The sequence below is a fragment of the Kitasatospora sp. NPDC058162 genome (assembly GCF_042884005.1).
GTDB lineage: Bacteria > Actinomycetota > Actinomycetes > Streptomycetales > Streptomycetaceae > Kitasatospora.
In genome coordinates this window covers 540,490-558,853 of record NZ_JBHVUS010000002.1, presented here as the reverse complement: position 1 = coordinate 558,853, position 18,364 = coordinate 540,490, and the positions used below count along the sequence as shown (strand labels likewise).

Below are 18,364 nucleotides of genomic sequence, written 5' to 3'. Positions count from 1 at the left end.
ATGACGGATGACAGCTGACGAATGACAGATAACAGCTGACAGATTTCATCATCTGTCAGCTGTTATCTGTTATCTGCTCGCTGTCATCTGTTCGCCGACACCTGTCGGCGGTCAGCCGTCGACCGTCACGCCTCCGGGTACCGCCGGGGCGTCCAGACGACCTCCACCTCGCCGCCCCGCTCGACCGCCTGGGTCTGCGAGGAGCCGATCAGCAGGATGGTCCGCATGTCGACCAGCGCCGGGTCCAGCTCGCCCAGCCGGACGATCCGGATCCGCTCGGTCGGCCCGCCGACGTCGCGGGCCATCACCACCGGGGTCTCCGGCGCCCGGTACTCCAGCAGCAGGTCCCGGGTCAGGCCGACCTGGGTGGTGCGGGACTTCGAGCCCGGGTTGTACAGCGCGAGCACCAGGTCCGCCTCGGCCGCGGCGCGCAGCCGCTTCGCCACCACGTCCCAGGGCTTGAGCCGGTCCGACAGCGAGACCACCGCGTAGTCGTGCCCGAGCGGGGCGCCGGCCCGGGAGGCGGCCGCGTGCGCGGCGGTCATCCCGGGGACGATCCGCACCGGCACGTCCCGGTAGTCCGCTTCGCAGGCGACCTCCAGCACGGCGGTGGCCATCGCGAACACGCCCGGGTCGCCCGAGGAGACCACGCAGACCCGGTGCCCGCGCCGGGCGAGGTCCAGGGCGTACTCGGCGCGCTCCGACTCGACCTTGTTGTCCGAGCCGTGCCGCCGCTGCCCCGGCCGCTCGGGCACCCGGTCCAGGTAGGTGGTGTAGCCGACCAGGTCAGTGGCCTCGGCCAGGGCGCCGCGCGCCTCGGGGGTGAGCCAGAGCGGACCGGCCGGCCCGGTGCCGACCACGGTCACGCTGCCCACGCCGTCCGAGAGCCGTACGGTCGGCTCCAGCGGCGCGACCTTGCTCGGCAGCACCGCGACGGAGAAGTAGGGGACGCTCTCCCCGTCGATCTCGGCGAGCGGGGCGATCCGCTCCCCCTCCATGAAGGCGCGCTCGACGTACTGGGCGTCCTCCAGCCGGCCCGCCCGCTCCAGCGCCCGCCGGACGGTCGGGAAGGTGCGGCCCAGCTTCATGATCACCGCGGAGTCGGCGGAGGCGATCCGCGCCGTGAGCTCCTCCTCGGGCAGCGTGCCCGGGATGACGGTGAGGGTCTCCTCGGCCTCGGTCAGCGGCTGCCCGAGCCGGGCGGCGGCCGCGCTGACCGAGGTCACGCCGGGCACCACCTCGGTCGGGTAGCGGTGCGCGAGGCGCTTGTGCATGTGCTGGTAGGAGCCGTAGAACAGCGGGTCGCCCTCGGCCAGGACGACGACGTCGCGCCCGGCGTCCAGGTGGGCGGCCAGCCGGGCGGCGGCCTCCTCGTAGAACTCGTCCAGCGCGCCCCGGTAGCCGCCGGGGTGGTCGGTGGTCTCGACGGTGAGCGGGTAGACCAGCTTCTCCTCGATCTGACCACCCGTCAGGTAGCGCTCCGCGATCGAGCGCGCGATGGAGCGGCCGTGCCGGGCGCTGTGGTAGGCCACCACGTCGGCCTTGCCGATGAGTTCGGCCGCGCGGACGGTCACCAGCGAGGGGTCGCCCGGGCCGAGCCCGACGCCGTACAGTCGGCCGGTCCCCTCGGGTCCGGCGGAAGCGATCTGACGGTCCGTCACTCTTCTTCGCTCGCAATCGCGTTGATGGCGGCGGCGGCCATCGCGCTGCCGCCGCGTCGGCCGCGCACCACCAAGTGCTCCAGACCGGAGGGGTGTTCGGCCAGCGCCTGCTTGGACTCGGCGGCGCCGATGAAGCCGACCGGCACGCCGATCACCGCGGCCGGGCGCGGTGCGCCCGCCTCGATCATCTCCAGCAGCCGGAACAGCGAGGTCGGCGCGTTGCCGACGGCCACCACCGCACCCTCCAGCCGGGGCAGCCACAGCTCCATGGCCGCCGCGCTGCGGGTGTTGCCCATGGCGCGGGCCAGCTCGGGCACCGAGGGGTCGGTGAGGGTGCAGACCACCTCGTTGTCGGCGGGCAGCCGCTTGCGGGTGACCCCGCTCGCCACCATGTTGACGTCGCACAGGATCGGCGCACCGGCGCGCAGCGCAGCGCGCGCCGAGGCGACCACGCCGGGCGAGTACACCAGGTCCTCGACCAGATCGGTCATCCCGCAGGCGTGGATCATCCGCACCGCGACCTGGGAGACGTCCGCCGGCAGGGCCGCCAGATCGGCCTCCGCGCGGATGGTGGCAAAGGACTGGCGGTAGATGGACGCGCCGTCCTTCTCGTACTCGATCACTTCGTGGTCCTCCTGGCCTCGACGACCGCCGCGGCCATCTCCTCGTTCGTCACGTCCACCGGAACGCCCGCGGGGGTGCCCGCGGTCGTGGCCGGCCCGTTCACCGTCACCCGGTAGCCCTGCCCCGTGGCGAGCACGTCCACCCACTGCCCGGCCGGGTGGCCGCAGCGGCGTTCGCAACCCGACCAGTGGACGGGCAGTCCGCCGCCCCACGCCCCGCCGTCCAGCGCCACGGCATCCAACGCCACGGCATCCAACGCCCGGGCCGCGTCGGCCCGTACGTCGGCCAGCGACTTGGCGCAGCCCGGCAGCCCGGTGCAGGCGGTGGCCCGCTCCCAGGCCGAGCCGGGCTCGGTCCGGAACCCGGCCGCCGCCAGCGCGGGCAGCCGGTCGGCCGGCGCACCGGGCAGCACCGCGCCCCGCCAGGGGGTCAGCCGCAGCTCGCCGGCCGAGGCGGCGACCAGCGCGCGCCACTGCGCGGCGCTCGCCCGCCCGAACCGCAGGCCCACCGAGAGCCCGCCGGGCAGCGCCCCGACCGGGGCGGCGACGGCGGTCCCGGCGAACCCGGGCAGCGGTACGGTGCCGGCCGGCAGCAGTTCGGGCACCTCGCGCAGGTGCCAGGCCGCGCGGCCGGCGCCGCGCAGCGCGTCCAGGAAGGCGCGGGCCGCGTCCAGCACGGCCGTCACCTCCCGCCCGGCCTCGACCGGATGCCCGTGGTCGGCCCGGCCGAGCCGCAGCAGGGCGGGGCCGCGCGAGGCTGCGATCAATGTCACATCGGCGTCGAGCGCGGCGACGTCGCCCCGCCCGTCGTCCAGCGCGAACAGGAACTTGCCGGAGAGCCCGGCCGCCCAGTCGCTCGCGCACAGCCGTGCGTCCAGCTCCCGTACCCAGGCCTGCACATCGGCGGTCCCGGCCGCGTCCAGCCCGGCCAGCGGCGAGGCGACGATGTTGCGCACCCGCTCGTGGGTGTCCGAGGGCAGCAGTCCGACGGCGCGCAGCCGGTCGGCGAGTTCGGCCCCGCAGTCCGGCGCCAGGCCGCGGAGTTGGACGTTGCCGCGCGAGGTGGTCTCCAACTCCCCGTCGCCCAGGGCTTCTGCGGCCTCGACCAGGGCCAGCGCCTGACGGTCCGTCAGCAGTCCGCCGGGCAGCCGGACCCGGGCGAGCCCGCCGTCGTCGGCGGTGTGCAGGCGGAGCGCGCCGGGGCAGGCGTCGGCGCGCCCCCGGTCGGGCACGGCGGCGCCCGGCGCGGTGGCGTCGGGTGTCGGTGGCATGGCGGCGAGCATACAGATGATCCGATCGCTTGCCTCCGTCCGTTGCATCACACCCCGCAGCACGTCCGGCAGCACGGCGGCGGCCCGCCCGGGCCCCCGTCCGGCACCCGTGAGCACCGTGCGCCCGCCCGTGCGCCGGGCGTCAGCCCGTCCGTGCGCCGGGCGACAGCCTGCCCGTGCGCCGGGCGACAGCCTGCCCGTGCGCCGGGCTGGGCGGAGCTGGCCCTCCCCCAGGTCAGCCGTACCCCGTACGATGCAGGCGGACGGTCCCCAGCGGGCCGTCCGACGCCAGCGACGGCGCAGGGGAGGAAACCGGTGCGAACCCGGTGCGGTCCCGCCACTGTGACCGCGGCTCACCGGGAAACCGGTCGGCCGCGGGAGCCAGGAACTCCCGCCGTCCTCCACCGGCCCGGGGCGCGGACCCCGAGGAAGGCAGAAATGCACCAGCGCTGTCGCATGCCCGCGCCCGTTCCACCGGCCACCACCGCGGCCGACCCGGCCACCACCGCGGCCATCCTGGCCACCGAAGAGGCCGGGAGGGCCTTCGCATGATCCTGCTGCTGTCGACGTCAGACACCGACCTGCTCAGCGCCCGCGCCGCGACCGGACCGGTCCCGTACCGGCTCGGCAACCCGGCCCGGCTGACCCCCGAGGACCTGCCCGCACTGCTGGAGGGCACCGAACTGGTCGTGGTCCGGCTGCTCGGCGGTCGCCGCGCCTGGCAGGAGGGCCTGGACGCACTGCTGGCCGGCCCCCGCCCGGTGATCGTGCTGACCGGTGAACAGGCCCCCGACGCCCAGTTGATGGAGCTGTCCACCGTCCCGGCCGGCATCGCCGCCGAGGCGCACGCCTACCTCGCCCACGGCGGCGCGGCCAACCTGGCCGAGCTGGGCGCCTTCCTCTCCGACACCGTGCTGCTCACCGGCCACGGCTTCGCCCCGCCCGCCTCCGCCCCGGCCTGGGGCCCGCTGGAGCGCGAAGCCCGTACGGGTGACGGCCCCACCGTCGCGGTGCTCTACTACCGCGCCCACCACATGAGCGGCAACACCGCCTTCGTGGAGACGCTCTGCCGGGCCGTCGAGGACCAGGGCGCCCGGGCGAAGGCCTACTACTGCGCCTCGCTGCGCGGCGCCGAGCCCGAGCTGCTGGCCGCGCTCGGCGAGGCCGACGCGATCGTCACCACGGTGCTCGCCGCCGGCGGCACCCGCCCGGCCGACGCCCAGGCCGGCGGCGACGAGGAGGCCTGGGACGCCGGTGCGCTCGCCGCCCTCGACCGCCCGATCCTCCAGGCGCTCTGCCTGACCTGGTCGCGCGCCCAGTGGGAGGCCAGCGACGACGGCCTGTCCCCGCTGGACACCGCCACCCAGATCGCGGTGCCCGAGTTCGACGGCCGCCTGATCAGCGTCCCGTTCTCCTTCAAGGAGCTGGACGAGGACGGCCTGACCGTCTACGCCGCCGACCCGGAGCGCGCCGCCCGCGTCGCCGGCACCGCCGTCCGCCACGCCCGGCTGCGGCACGTCCCGGCCGCCGAGCGCCGCCTCGCCCTGGTGCTGTCCGCCTACCCGACCAAGCACTCCCGGGTCGGCAACGCCGTCGGCCTGGACACCCCGGCCAGCGCGATGCGCCTGCTGGAGCGGCTGCGCGCGGAGGGCATGGACCTCGGCTCCGAGCTGCCCGGCTTCAACGCCGCCACCGACGGCGGCGAGGACACCTCCCACGAGGGCGACGCGCTGATCCACGCCCTGATCGCGGCCGGCGGCTACGACCAGGACTGGCTGACCGAGGACCAGTTGGCCCGCAACCCGGTCCGCATCCCCGCCGCCGACTACCGCCGCTGGTACGCCACCCTCCCGCAGGGCCTGCGCGAGCAGGTCGAGCAGCACTGGGGCCCGGCCCCCGGCGAGCTGTACGTGGACCGCTCGCAGAACCCGGACGGCGACATCGTGCTCGCCGCGATCCGCTCCGGGAACCTGCTGGTGCTCATCCAGCCGCCGCGCGGCTTCGGCGAGAACCCGGTCGCGATCTACCACGACCCGGACCTGCCGCCGAGCCACCACTACCTGGCCGCCTACCGCTGGATCCAGGCCACCCAGGAGGACGGCGGCTTCGGCGCCCACGCCGTCATCCACCTCGGCAAGCACGGCAACCTGGAGTGGCTGCCCGGCAAGACCGCCGCGCTGTCCGCCGAGTGCGGCCCGGACGCCGTCCTCGGCGACCTCCCGCTGATCTACCCCTTCCTGGTCAACGACCCGGGCGAGGGCACCCAGGCCAAGCGCCGCGCCCACGCCACCCTCGTCGACCACCTCGTCCCGCCGATGGCCCGCGCCGACTCCTACGGCGACATCGCGCGCCTGGAGCAGCTGCTCGACGAGCACTCCAACATCGCCGCGATGGACCCGGCCAAGCTGCCCGCGATCCGCGCCCAGATCTGGACCCTGATCCAGGCCGCCAAGCTGGACCACGACCTCGGCCTGGACGAGCGCCCCGAGGACGACGGCTTCGACGACTTCCTGCTGCACGTCGACGGCTGGCTGTGCGAGGTCAAGGACGCCCAGATCCGGGACGGCCTGCACGTCCTCGGCCAGGCCCCGGCCGGCACCGACCGGGTCAACATCGTGCTCGCCATCCTGCGCGCCCGGCAGATCTGGGGCGGCGTCAGCGCGCTGCCCGGCCTGCGCGAGGCGCTCGGCCTGGACGAGGCGGCCCTCACCCTCGGCGCCACCGACGCGGCCGAGGCGCAGGCCCGCGCCCTGGTCGAGGCCATGGAGGCGCAGGACTGGGCCCCCGAGGCGGTGGAGAAGGTCGCCGCCGAACTGCCCGAGGCCGTCCAGGAGGACGTCCGCGCGGTGCTGACCTTCGCCGCCACCCAGGTGGTGCCGCGACTGGGCGCCACCACCGACGAGCTGGACGCCGTACTGCACGCGCTCCAGGGCGGCTTCGTCCCGGCCGGCCCCTCCGGCTCGCCGCTGCGCGGCCTGGTCAACGTGCTGCCGACCGGCCGCAACTTCTACTCCGTCGACCCGAAGGCCGTCCCCAGCAAGCTCGCCTGGGAGACCGGCCAGGCGCTCGCGAGCTCGCTGGTCGAGCGCTACCGGGCCGACAACGACGGCGCTTTCCCGCCCTCGGTCGGGCTCTCGCTCTGGGGCACCAGCGCGATGCGCACCGCCGGTGACGACATCGCCGAGGCCTTCGCCCTGCTCGGCGTCCGCCCGGTCTGGGACGACGCCTCCCGCCGGGTCACCGGCCTGGAGCCGATCCCGCTCGACGAGCTCGGCCGCCCGCGCATCGACGTCACGCTGCGCATCTCCGGCTTCTTCCGGGACGCCTTCCCGCACGTGGTCGCCCTGCTGGACGACGCGGTGCGCCTGGCCGCCGCCCAGGAGGAGCCGGCGGCGGACAACTTCGTCCGCGCCCACGTCCAGGCCGACCTCGCGGTGCACGGCGACGAGCGCAAGGCCACCGTCCGCGTCTTCGGCTCCCGCCCGGGCACGTACGGCGCGGGCCTGCTCCAGCTGATCGACAGCCGGGACTGGCGCACCGACGCCGACCTCGCCGAGGTCTACACCGTCTGGGGCGGCTACGCGTACGGCCGCGGCCTGGACGGGCGCCCGGCGCGCGAGGAGATGGAGACCGCGTACAAGCGGATCACCGTCGCCGCGAAGAACACCGACACCCGCGAGCACGACATCGCCGACTCGGACGACTACTTCCAGTACCACGGCGGCATGGTGGCCACCGTGCGCGCCCTCACCGGCAAGGCCCCGACCGCCTACATCGGCGACTCGACCCGCCCGGAGACGGTCCGCACCCGCACCCTGACCGAGGAGGCCGCCCGCGTCTTCCGCGCCCGGGTGGTCAACCCGCGCTGGATCGAGGCCATGCGCCGCCACGGCTACAAGGGCGCCTTCGAGATGGCCGCGACGGTCGACTACCTGTTCGGCTACGACGCCACGACGGGCGTGGTCGCGGACTGGATGTACGAGAAGCTGACCCAGGAGTACGTCCTCGACCCGGTCAACCGCGAGTTCCTGGCGGGCGCCAACCCGTGGGCGCTGCACGGGATCAGCGAGCGCCTGCTGGAGGCGGCGAGCCGCGGGCTGTGGGAGCAGCCGGACCCGCAGCTGATCGAGCAGCTGCAGGCCGCGTTCCTGGAGACCGAGGGCGACCTGGAGGGTGACGAGGGCTGACGCCCTCCGCCCGGTCGACGGCCGGCCGCGCTCCTCCGGGGGCGCGGCCGGCCGTTGTCGTGTCGGGGGCAACCCGCCGCAGTTGAGTGCGGGATCAGCCCATTTGTTCCAGTGACCGGCACCGTTCCGAGGACCGGCGTCAACCGCGTGTGCCGCCATCTGGCACCGGCCGTCGCCCGAGCGGACAATACGGGGCATGTCGCGCCGCACCGCTCCCGCCAGACCAGCCCTGAGCACGGCCCCGACGGACGAACGGGAGCCGCACGCACCGCACCGGTACCGGGCGCGGCTCGCCGCGCTGGCGGCCGGGGCCGTACCGGTGCTGGCGTTCCCGGCGCCGGGGCAGGCGTGGCTCGCCTGGGTCGCGCTCGTCCCCGGACTGGCGCTCGCCCAGCGGGCACCGTCGGGGCGGGAGGCGGCGGTGCGCGGGTGGTGGTTCGGGGCGGGGTTCATCCTCACCGCGATGTACTGGCTGGTCCCCTCCGTCGGACCGGCGCTGCCGGTACTCGCCGTGCTGTTCGGGGCGCTGCAGGCACCGGTCGGGTACGCGGTGCACCGCCTGCTGCGCCCACCGCTGACCACCCGTCGGGCCCTGCTCGCCCTGCTGGTCGTCCCCGCGGTGTGGGTGAGCACCGAGTACGCGCGCTCCTGGCACGCGCTCGGCGGGCCGTGGGCGCTGCTCGGCGCCACCCAGTGGCAGCACCCGGCGATCCTCGGACTCGCCTCGGCGGGCGGGATCTGGCTGGTCAGCGCCGCGGTGGCGGCCGTCAACACCGGGGTGCTGATCATCCTCACGGCGGTGCCCCGGCGGCCCCGGGCGGTCGCGGCGCTGGTGACCGTCCTGGTGCTGGCCGCCGGTCCGCTGCTGTTCGCGCTGCGCCCGGCACCGGTCGGGGCCGGGGCGGTCACGGTGGCGCTCGTCCAGCCCGGCATCGTCGAGGACCCGCAGGCCCGCTTCGACGCGAGCGCCCGGGCCACCGCCGGCCTGGTCGGCCAGCCGGTCGACCTGGTGGTCTGGGGCGAGAGCAGCACCACCGCCGACCTCGACCGCGACCCGGCCGCCCTGGACGCGCTGCGCCGGCTCGCCGTCACCACCGGCGCCGAGCTGATGGCCGGGGAGGACGCCCGCAAGGCGGACGGGCGGATCTCCAAGGACGCGGTGCTGGTCTCCCCGGCGGGGGTGGTGGACCGCTACCGCAAGATCCGGCTGGTGCCCTTCGGCGAGTACATCCCGCTGCGGCCCGTCCTCGGCTGGATCGCCGGGGTCAGCCGGGCCGCGGGCGAGAACCGGGCCCCCGGCACCGCCTTCCACGTGCTGCCGGCCACCGACCGCTCGGGCCGGCCGCTGCCGGTCGGCGCCCTGATCTGCTTCGAGTCGGCCTTCCCGGACATGGCGCGCACCGCCGCCCGGGACGGCGCCCGGGTGCTGGTCTACCAGTCCTCCACCTCGACCTTCCAGCACACCTGGGCACCCGAGCAGCACGTCTCGCTGGCCGCGATCCGGGCCGCCGAGACCGGGCGCCCGGCCGTCCAGGCCTCGCTGACCGGGGTCTCCGCCGCCTTCGACGCCCAGGGCCGGCAGCTCGCCCGGCTCGGCACCGACTCCACCGGCGCGCTGACCGTACGGCTGCCGCTCACCGCGCCGGGGACGCTGACCTGGTACGACCGGATCGGCGACGTGGTGCCGCTGGGCGCGCTGCTGGTCACGGCCGGCGCGGGGGCCGCGGCCTGGCGCTCGCGCTCCGCCCGGCGGCGCGCGGGTGGGCCGGACGCTCAGACCTCCGCGCCGTCGCGGTAGATCCCGAACGCGGCGCCCTGGGCGTCGCGCAGGACGGCGATCCGGCGGCCGCCCGGCATCGAGTAGGCCGGCATCAGCACCTCCGCGCCCATCAGGACCGCCCGGCCGACCGTGTTGTCGACGTCGCCGACCGCGAAGTACGGCAGCCAGTGCGGCGGCACCTGGGGCGGGAAGCGGTCGCCCATCACCAGCATCCCGCCGAAGTCCCGGCCGTCCAGGCCCCACTGGGTGTAGTGCTCGGACGGCGCGACGGACCAGCCGAAGACCGCCGGGTAGAAGGCCGTCGCCCCGGAGGCGTCCCGGGTGGCCAGTTCCACCCAGCCCAGTGAGCCGGGCTCGTTGAACACCCCGGCGCCCGCGAAGGCCCGGGCCTGCCAGAGGATGAAGACCGCGCCGGACGGGTCGGCGGCCACCGAGAAGCGGCCGAGGTCGGACACGTCGGTGGGCTCCTTGCGGACCGCTCCGCCGGCCGCCTCGATCCTCGCCACGGTGGCGTCGGCGTCCGCGACCGCGAAGGCGACCGTCCAGGCCGTCGGCTGCTGCGGGGCGTACCGCGGGGTGACGGCGGCGGCCGGGGCCGTGCCGAGGAACATCTGGGTGTAACCGGCGTCCTCGGGGCGGACGTCGCTGTCGGGGCGCCAGCCGAACAGTTCGGCGTAGAACGTCCGCGCGGCGGCCGGGTCGTCGGTGCCCAGCTCGACCCAGCAGGGGGCGTTGGTGGTGACGGAGGTCTGCTTCATGGCTCTCGGCTCTTGACTCTCAGGGGCGGGCTCGCGGGGGCCGGGCTTTCGGACTGGGCTCTCGGGCGGTGCTGCGGCACGGACTTGACGAAGCATCAGATTGCTTGCATCTCACGAGACTTCGAGGACGACCTTGCCGCGGGCGTGCCCGGACTCGACCTCGGCGAGCGCCTCGCCGGCGCGGCCGAGCGGGTAGCGGGCGGTGACCTGGGGGTCGAGGTCGCCGGCGGCGACCAGGGCGGCGAGGGCGGCCAGGGTCTCGGAGGTGGTCGAGCGGGTGACGTAGCGGCCGCCGAGCTCGGCGGCGGTGGCCGGGTCCGCGGCGCTGACCAGCTCGGTACGGTCGGCGCGGACACCGGCCACCGCCCGCAGGGCGTCGCCGCCGACCAGGTCGAGGATGCCGTCGACGCCGTCGGGGGTGGCTTGGGCGATCCGCTCGGCCACGCCGTCGCCGTAGCGGATCTGCGTCGCGCCGAGGGACTCCACGTACGACCGGTTGGTGTCGCTCGCGGTGCCGAGCACGATCAGGCCCTGGCTGCGGGCGATCTGGGCGGCCGCGCTGCCGACACCGCCGGCGATGCCGAGGATCAGCAGCGTACGCCCGGCGCCGAGGGCGAGTTGGCGCAGCGCGTCGTCGGCGGTGGCGACCGAGACGCAGAGCGCGGCGGCCAGGTCGAAGCCCACGGCCTCTGGCTTGAGGGCACTCAATTCGGCACGCAGCAGCGTCTGTTCGGCGAAGGCCCCGGCGGCGACGAGGCCGAACACCTCGTCGCCCGGGGTGAAACCGGTGACCCCGGGACCGATCCGCTGCACCACGCCGGCGGCCTCCTGGCCCATGACGGCCGGGAGTTGGCGTTCGCGGCCGAGGAGGCCCCGGCGGATCTTCCAGTCCACGGGGTTGACCCCGGCGGCCCGGACAGTGATCGCCAGCTGGCCCGGACCGGGGTCGAGCACCGGACGGTCGAGGAACTCCTGCGTCTCCGGTCCGCCGTAGTCGACGAAGCCGAATGCCTTGGCCATCGGTGATCCCACTCCTCGGGTAGCGGCCTGCGGCCCCTGCCCCCCGCCCCAGCATGCGGGGCACGGCGGGGCGGGGCGGGCGCTGGTGGGCCGAACGGGGGTGGGCGAACAAAAGACAGCTGACAGATAACAGATTTCAAATTTCGAAATCTGTTATCTGTCAGCTGTTATCTGTCAGCTGTTATCTGTTCGCTGTCAGCCGTCAGCTGTCACCCGTCAGTCCCGCGCGGCCCGCGCCACCGGGAGCCAGAGCTCCGCCTCCGCGTCACCCGTCCCCGGGATGAACCGGGTCTTCAGGATCTCCGGGCCCCGCCGGGTCTCGTACGGGTTGGACGGGAACCACTGGCTGTAGGTGTCCCCCCACATCTCCTGGAGCGCCTGCGGGAACGGACCGGTGTTGGTGAACACCGCCCACGTCCCGGCCGGGACGTGCAGGACGTCCAGGTCGTCCGGAACGACGGCGTCCTCCCGTGCCACCACCGCGTGCCAGTAGTCGACCTCGGACCCCTCCTCCCGGTTGGGCGAGAAGTCGTCCGTCACCGACACGATGCCGAGCGGGTCCTTCACCGTCAGGGCGTTGATCCGCTCGACGGTCTCCGTGCCGATGCCCCGGATGAACTCGGCGATGTGCGGGTTGACCCCCTGGAAGATCAGGGGAACCCGCGCCTTCTTGCCGACGATCCGGAAGTCCGGCTTCTCGATGATCCGGTACTGCATGCTGCTGCTTCCCTCCACGATGAGTCGGAAGGACATCCGGGGCTGGGAGATGAGCGTCGCACCCTCGCGCCGGGCCTCGCCGGGCCCGACCCCGTGCATCGCCCGGAACGCCCGGGCGAACGCCTCCCCCGAGGTGTAGCCGTAGCTGACCGCGATGTCGAGCAACGTCCGCCCGCCGTCGAGGACTTCGGCCCCGGCGACGGTCAGCCGCCGACGCCGGACGTAGTCCGACAGCGGCATCCCGGCGAGCATCGAGAACAGCCGCCGGAAGTGGTACTCCGACGTCATCGCGATCCGCGCCAGCTCGGCCACGTCGATCTCCTGGTCCAGGCTCCGTTCGATGTGGTCCATCGCCCGGTTCAGGTGCTCCAGCACTTCAACCCCGTCCTTCCCTTGCTGATCACCACCGTAGGAAGGACCCACCCTGCCGTACCCGACGATCGGTGCCCGCTCCGGTCGGGTACCGATCGCCGGATGACCGGCCTCAGCCAGCCGTGACCAGGCCTCAGACCAGGCCCTGGGCCAGCATCGCGTCCGCGACCAGTTCGAAGCCCGCGATGTTCGCGCCCACCACGTAGTCGCCCGGGTGCCCGTAGCGCTCGGCGGTGGTGAAGCAGGAGTCGTGGATGTGCTTCATGATCCCGGCCAGCCGCTCCTCGGTGCGCTCGAAGGTCCAGGAGTCGCGCGAGGCGTTCTGCTGCATCTCCAGCGCGCTGGTCGCGACGCCGCCAGCGTTGGCCGCCTTGCCCGGGCCGAAGGCCACCCGGGCCTCCTGGAGGACCCGCACCGCCTCGGGGGTGGTGGGCATGTTGGCGCCCTCGGCGACGGCGAGCACCCCGTTGCGGACCAGGGCGAGCGCGTCGGCCTCGGTCAGCTCGTTCTGGGTGGCACAGGGCAGCGCGACCTCGCCGGGCACGCTCCACACGCCCGGCCCCTCGACGAACCGCACGTGGCTGCCGCGCAGTTCGGCGTAGTCGGAGACCCGGCCGCGCCGCACCTCCTTGACCTCCTTGAGCAGGTCGAGGTCGATGCCCTTCTCGTCCACCACGTAGCCGGAGGAGTCGGAGCAGGTCAGCACGGTCGCGCCGAGCTGCTGGGCCTTCTCGATCGCGTACACGGCCACGTTGCCGGAGCCGGAGACGACCACCCGGCGCCCGTCCAGGCCCTCGCCGCGGCTGGCCAGCATCTCGGCGGTGAACAGCACGCAGCCGTAGCCGGTGGCCTCGGTGCGGACCTGCGCGCCGCCCCAGCCGAGGCCCTTGCCGGTGAGCACGCCCGCCTCGTAGCGGTTGGTGATCCGCTTGTACTGGCCGAACAGGTAGCCGATCTCCCGGCCGCCGACGCCGATGTCACCGGCCGGCACGTCGGTGTGCTCGCCGAGGTGGCGGTGCAGCTCGGTCATGAAGGACTGGCAGAACCGCATGATCTCGGCGTCCGACCGGCCCTTGGGGTCGAAGTCGGAGCCGCCCTTGCCGCCGCCGATCGCCAGCCCGGTGAGCGCGTTCTTGAAGATCTGCTCGAAGCCGAGGAACTTGACGATGCCGAGGTTCACCGAGGGGTGGAAGCGCAGGCCCCCCTTGTACGGGCCGAGGGCGCTGCTGAACTCCACCCGGAAGCCCCGGTTGACGTGGATGTCGCCGGAGTCGTCCGTCCACGGCACCCGGAACATCAGCTGCCGCTCGGGCTCGCAGATCCGCTCGATGATGCGGGCGTCGAGGAGTTCGGGGCGGTGGGCGAGCACCGGGGCGAGGGTCTCCAGCACCTCGTGGACGGCCTGGTGGAACTCCGTCTCGCCCTTGTTGCGGCGGACCACGTCCGCGTAGAGCGACTCGATCGCGCGCTGTTCGGCGTCGAGGCGGGACCGGTCGGCGAAGGGGGTGACGGGAGTGGGGGCGGAGGGGGTGGTGGCGCGGCTCGTGGGCATCTGATCAGGACCTTCCGTGGTCGTCGGTGGTCGTGCGCGAGGCGTTCCCGTGCCCAGGAAACGGGAGGAAGTGTCGCAGTGTCCACACCTCGGGTCCGGTCCGTTCCACATGTTGGAACGCCGTACGGGAACAGTAGGGGCGGGTGGGGTGTTGTTCGCCTCCGTAGTCAAGGAGGTCACCGAAAGTAGGCAGTTGTTCAAATTGGAACAACCGAGTACGGTCGACATCCGACCCGACCGGATCCCTCCGGATCCGGAGCGATCAACCCGGTCCACCCCCGATCGACGGAGGCCCAACCATGCCTCAGCCCGGCTCCGCCACGGTGCGCTCACGTGTGCGCATCCCGCTGACCTTCCCCGACGGCTACCGCGCCGACGCCGAGGTCTCCACCTTCCACGGCCTCGCCGACGGCGCCGAGCACCTCGCGCTCGCCCTCGGCACCGTCCCGGACGGCGGGACCCCGCTGGTGCGCCTGCACTCCGAGTGCCTGACCGGCGACGTCTTCGGCTCGGACCGCTGCGACTGCGGCCCGCAGCTGCGCGAATCGGTGGAACGGATCAGCGAGGCCGGCGGCTACCTGCTCTACCTCCGCCAGGAGGGCCGGGGCATCGGCCTGTACAACAAGCTCGACGCCTACGCCCTCCAGGACTCCGGCCTGGACACCTACGACGCCAACACCGCGCTGGGCCTGCCCGAGGACGGCCGGGACTACACCGCGGCCGCCCAGATGCTCGCCACCCTCGGCGTGGAGGGCATCGACCTGCTGAGCAACAACCCGGACAAGGCCGCCCAGTTGGCCGGGCTCGGGATCACCGTGCGCCGGCGGGTGCCGACCGGCGTCCACCTGTCCGCGAGCAACGTCCGCTACCTGACCGCGAAGGTGGAACGGACCGGGCACTCGATCGAGCTCTCCCGACTGGTCGGCTGAGCACGGCGGGTGGCCGACCACGGCCGCCCGCCGTCACCCCGCCCCGTCACCCCCCGCCCCGTCACCCCAGCGCCGCCCGCCCCCGCACCGCCCGCAGCACCCCGTACGCCGCCAGCGGCAGCGCCACCAGCAGCGCGGCCCAGAAGGCGCCGTGGCCCCACCAGCCGGCGACGGTGCCGAACAGCCCCTCGAACACCGGGATCCGCAGCGCCTCGACCGGCCCCAGGACGCCGGGCCAGGCGCCCAGGAACAGGGTGCCGAGGATCCAGCCGACGAACAGGACGCGGGCGGTGACCAGCGTCCCCAGGGTGCTCAGCAGCGACACCGCCGCCAGCAGGACGACGAATCCCGCCTGGTAGGCCGCACCGGTCTGGCCCGTCCCCCAGGACTCCGGCGTCCGGTGCACCCCGGTGGCCGCGAGCCGCACCTCCACCGCCGCCCACAGCAGCAGGACCAGCACCCCGGTGCTGGTGAGCGCGAACCGCAGCCGGTCCCGGGTACCCGCCCGGCCCGTCCGCCACGCCCCGGCGACCTCCGTGCCCGACCCCGTGCCCGCCTTCGAGCTCGTCTTCGAACCCGAACCCGCGCCCTGCCTCGCGCCCGAGCCCGCGCCCGCGCCGCCCCCCGCGACCCGGGCGGCCCGCGCGGCCCGCCGGTCGAGGTCCCGCCAGGCCTCCCGGACCCGCCGCCGGGCCTGCTGGGCCGGCTTGAGCAGCCGGTTGGCCCCCCGCTCGATCAGCACCACGGCGACCACGACCGCGACCACCGCCGCTATCCCGGCCCAACTCCCCATCCCGCCCTCGAACATGACCACCCGGTCGGCCACCGGCTGCGGCGCCTCCACCGCCGTCATCGGCGGCCCGAGCCGCAGGTAGCCGATCGCGAACGCGCCCGCCCCGGTCAGCAGCGCCGTGCCGAAGCCGACCGGGGCCGGGAAGAAGGCGAGCACGGCCGCCGCGGTGAAGGCCGCGCCCAGCTTCCCGGCCGCCTGCTCGGCGGCGTGCCGCCCGGCGAGGCGCAGCGGCCCGCCGAACAGGTCCGGCGAGAGGTCGAGCTGGTGCCCGGCCTCGACCGGGAAGCGCACCACCGCCCCCGCCCACAGCAGCAGCCCGAGGCCCACCACCAGCAGCGCGACCGCCGCCGCCCGCCGCGGCAGCATGGTGCGGGCGTACGGCCACCAGAGCCGCAGCCGGGCCGGCCAGTCCACCGGCGGGCGGCGGCGCCGTTCCGCCCACAACCGGGCCACCCGGCCGGCCCGCGCCCGGCCCTCCCGCAGCACGCCCGGCTCCTGCTCGGGCCGCTCCGCCCGGCCCCGGCCGCGCCGCCGCACCGCCTCCGCGGCCACCAGCGCCGCCCGCCCCGCGACCTGCCCCGGATCGGCGCCCACCGCCTGCCGCCGCAGCGCCGACCAGCGCCGCCGCACCACGTCCCGCGGGGTGGCCGCCGCCGGGTCGGGCGCCGGTCGCCGGGCCGCCGAGCGCACCGCCGTACGCACCCCGGCACCGGCCGTCAGCGCCCCGTCCACCACCGCCGAGGCGACCACCGCGGCCAGTTCCGACACCCGGACGGGCAGCGGCAGCCGGTGCAGCGCGGCGGGCAGCGGGGAGAGCCGGCCGAGCAGCCGGTACCGCTCCTCCGGGCGGATGCTCAGCCAGACCGCCAGCCGGTGCGCCTCCTCCCGCTCCTCCGGGCTGAGTCCGCCGTCACCGCGCCGGCCGCCGCCGACGGTACGGGCGGTGCGCTCCACCTCGGCGAGCACCTCCGGGAGCGCCGCGAGGGCGAGCAGCCGCGAGCAGTGCTCGCCGGAGCACTCGGGGTGGAAGCAGTCGTAGCGCGCGGCGACGGCCGGAGCCCCGCCGCGGACCAGTTCGTCGATGAACGCGGCGCCGTCCGGCTCGGTGGCGACCCGCTCCAGCCCGACCGGGTCGACCGGGCGGTCACGGTAGTGCGGGACGGCCGACGGCGCGTACGCGGCGCCGAGGGCGAGCACGGCGACGCCGGCCACCGCCTCGCGCCGGGAGCCGGGGGTGCGGACCACGTCGGTGAGGTAGTGGAGGTCGAACACGGGGTCCTTGACCTCGTCGCGCAGCCAGTCGCGCAGTCGCTCCGCCCCGACCGCCGCCAGCCAGCGCGCCGCGGCACCGGAGTTGCGCAGCAGCACCTCGGTGAGCCGGACCGGGTCGGTGAACGGGTCGCCGAGGAAGGTGATCGGCCGACGGGCCTGCGGCCGACGCCGGATCACCTCCGGGCTGCCGCCGGCCAGCCAGCTGCGGACCTCCGCCGCCGTCCAGCGGTCCTCCGGCTTCTTGGTGAACAGGCCCTGGAGCAGCAGCAGTTGGCGCTGGTCGGTGACGGCGGCGAGGTCCACCTCCTCGCCCATGACCAGTTCCAGCTCCAGGTCGTGGTCGGCGGCCCGCTCGCCGTCCGCGCCGACGAACCGGGGCCGGCCGACGAACAGTTCGTACAGCACGTTGCCGAGGCCCCACCAGGGCCCGGCCTCGTGGTTCTTGCCGGCCAGCTGCTCGGGGGCCATGTAGGCGACGGTGACCATCATCGTGGAGGTGAAGCGGCGGCTGTCGGTGAGCCGGTCGACGCCGCCGAAGTCGGCGATCACGAACTCCCCGGGCCCGCGGCCGGGGCGCACCAGGATGTTGGCCGGCTTGAAGTCCAGCGGGTTGCGCTGGATCCGCCGCTGCCAGAACTCCAGCAGCGAGACCAGCTCGTAGACGATCTGCTCGGTGGTCCGCGGGTCGGCGTGGGCGCCGGACCGGCGCAGCGCGGCGACGTGCGCGGAGAGGGTGACCGGCAGGTACTCCATCGCCACCCAGTCGACCAGCGCGCCGTGGTGGCGGACCCGCCCGTAGTCGATCAGGTGCGGGACGTGCCGGCGGAAGCCGTCGTTGCGCAGGTGGGCGAGCAGGTCGTGGTCCATCGGCTGGCCGACCGCGGACACCTTGACCGCGGCGTCGGCACCGCCGTCGGTGCGCCGGACGTACCAGACGGTGCCCTCGGCGCCGGCGCCCGCCCTGCCCAGCGGGGTGAAGCGGTCGCGCAGGGCGTCGGGGAAGTCGTCCTCGACGGGGCCGCCGCGGGTGGCGGGCCCCGGCCCGCCGTCCGGCGCGGGTCCACCCTCCGGCGCGGGTCCGCCACCGGGGACGGGTCGGCCGCTCGGGCTGGGCCCGGGGCCGATGTTGTCCTGCCAGGACGGGCCGTCCGAGGAGCGCGGCCGGACCACCTCGGTGTCGGCCTCCGGGTCGAACCGCCCCGCGCCGCCGCCGGGCCGGACCTTCGTCGCGGCCTCCGGGTCGTGGCGGGGCCCGGGCACGCGGCGGGTCTCCGCCTCCGGGTCGTGGCGGGGCGGGGGCATCCGGCGGGTCGCGGCCTCCGGGTCCACCCCGCCGGACCGCCGGGCACCGAGCCGGGACGGCCGGTCCGTACCGGAGCCCGCACCGGAGCCCGCACCGGAACCCGCACCGCCCCCGGCCCCGCCCTGG

At 74.9% G+C, this 18,364-nt stretch carries 11 protein-coding genes and 1 riboswitch; of the genes, 3 read left to right on the top strand and 8 right to left on the bottom strand.

Going from position 1 to position 18,364, the window contains the following annotated elements; all coding sequences use genetic code 11:
- Positions 1–125: 125 nt before the first annotated feature.
- From ACFVXG_RS05960 to ACFVXG_RS05950, 3 genes are read right to left on the bottom strand one after another with little or no spacing between them, the layout of a single operon-like run.
- The gene (locus tag ACFVXG_RS05960) at positions 126–1,661 is read right to left on the bottom strand and encodes a precorrin-2 C(20)-methyltransferase (protein WP_387924714.1); all 1,536 of its coding nucleotides are present in this window, start codon (positions 1,659–1,661) and stop codon (positions 126–128) included.
- A complete protein-coding gene (locus ACFVXG_RS05955; protein ID WP_387924712.1) occupies positions 1,658–2,284 on the bottom strand; it encodes a precorrin-8X methylmutase in 627 nt (208 codons plus the stop codon). Before ACFVXG_RS05955 ends, ACFVXG_RS05960 begins: the two co-directional genes overlap by 4 nt.
- On the bottom strand, positions 2,281–3,567 hold the full coding sequence (locus ACFVXG_RS05950; RefSeq protein ID WP_387924711.1) for a cobalamin biosynthesis protein CobG: 1,287 nt from the start codon (positions 3,565–3,567) through the stop codon (positions 2,281–2,283). Before ACFVXG_RS05950 ends, ACFVXG_RS05955 begins: the two co-directional genes overlap by 4 nt.
- A gap of 293 nt (positions 3,568–3,860) precedes the next feature.
- Positions 3,861–3,946, top strand: a riboswitch (cobalamin riboswitch).
- Between the two features lie 157 nt (positions 3,947–4,103).
- Between ACFVXG_RS05950 and cobN the strand changes: the two genes are divergently transcribed.
- Both cobN and lnt read left to right on the top strand, forming a co-directional pair.
- Positions 4,104–7,742 (top strand): cobaltochelatase subunit CobN, encoded by a 3,639-nt coding sequence (gene cobN / locus ACFVXG_RS05945; RefSeq protein ID WP_387924709.1) that lies wholly within the window; start codon positions 4,104–4,106, stop codon positions 7,740–7,742.
- 196 nt (positions 7,743–7,938) lie between these two features.
- Positions 7,939–9,540, top strand: coding sequence for an apolipoprotein N-acyltransferase (lnt, locus tag ACFVXG_RS05940; RefSeq protein ID WP_387924707.1), 1,602 nt, complete (start codon positions 7,939–7,941; stop codon positions 9,538–9,540).
- On the opposite strand, the gene ACFVXG_RS05935 is transcribed toward lnt, so the two are convergent.
- From ACFVXG_RS05935 to gdhA, 4 genes are all read right to left on the bottom strand, one after another.
- Entirely contained in the window at positions 9,516–10,280 is a 765-nt protein-coding gene (locus tag ACFVXG_RS05935) for a VOC family protein (RefSeq protein WP_387924705.1), read from the bottom strand. The genes lnt and ACFVXG_RS05935 overlap by 25 nt on opposite strands.
- Before the next feature lie 111 nt (positions 10,281–10,391).
- Positions 10,392–11,300, bottom strand: a complete 909-nt coding sequence (locus ACFVXG_RS05930; RefSeq protein ID WP_387924704.1) for an NADP-dependent oxidoreductase — start codon at positions 11,298–11,300, stop codon at positions 10,392–10,394.
- A 216-nt stretch (positions 11,301–11,516) separates the two neighbouring features.
- Positions 11,517–12,392, bottom strand: coding sequence for a GyrI-like domain-containing protein (locus ACFVXG_RS05925; protein WP_387924703.1), 876 nt, complete (start codon positions 12,390–12,392; stop codon positions 11,517–11,519).
- Between the two features lie 130 nt (positions 12,393–12,522).
- The gene (gdhA, locus tag ACFVXG_RS05920; protein WP_387924701.1) at positions 12,523–13,941 is read right to left on the bottom strand and encodes an NADP-specific glutamate dehydrogenase; all 1,419 of its coding nucleotides are present in this window, start codon (positions 13,939–13,941) and stop codon (positions 12,523–12,525) included.
- Between the two features lie 299 nt (positions 13,942–14,240).
- Here gdhA and ribA point away from each other — a divergent pair, with 299 nt between their 5' ends.
- Entirely contained in the window at positions 14,241–14,870 is a 630-nt protein-coding gene (gene ribA, locus ACFVXG_RS05915; protein WP_350505914.1) for a GTP cyclohydrolase II, read from the top strand.
- Between the two features lie 61 nt (positions 14,871–14,931).
- On the opposite strand, the gene ACFVXG_RS05910 is transcribed toward ribA, so the two are convergent.
- Entirely contained in the window at positions 14,932–18,195 is a 3,264-nt protein-coding gene (locus tag ACFVXG_RS05910) for a hypothetical protein (RefSeq protein WP_387924699.1), read from the bottom strand.
- Between the last annotated feature and the right edge of the window lie 169 nt (positions 18,196–18,364).

What these genes read in the sequence shown, in the direction of transcription:
- ACFVXG_RS05950 (WP_387924711.1), bottom strand. Translation starts at nt 3,567, where the DNA reads ATGCTCGCCGCCATGCCACCGACACCCGACGCCACCGCGCCGGGCGCC.
- cobN (WP_387924709.1), top strand. Translation starts at nt 4,104, where the DNA reads ATGATCCTGCTGCTGTCGACGTCAGACACCGACCTGCTCAGCGCCCGC.
- lnt (WP_387924707.1), top strand. Translation starts at nt 7,939, where the DNA reads ATGTCGCGCCGCACCGCTCCCGCCAGACCAGCCCTGAGCACGGCCCCG.
- ACFVXG_RS05935 (WP_387924705.1), bottom strand. Translation starts at nt 10,280, where the DNA reads ATGAAGCAGACCTCCGTCACCACCAACGCCCCCTGCTGGGTCGAGCTG.
- ACFVXG_RS05930 (WP_387924704.1), bottom strand. Translation starts at nt 11,300, where the DNA reads ATGGCCAAGGCATTCGGCTTCGTCGACTACGGCGGACCGGAGACGCAG.
- gdhA (WP_387924701.1), bottom strand. Translation starts at nt 13,941, where the DNA reads ATGCCCACGAGCCGCGCCACCACCCCCTCCGCCCCCACTCCCGTCACC.
- ribA (WP_350505914.1), top strand. Translation starts at nt 14,241, where the DNA reads ATGCCTCAGCCCGGCTCCGCCACGGTGCGCTCACGTGTGCGCATCCCG.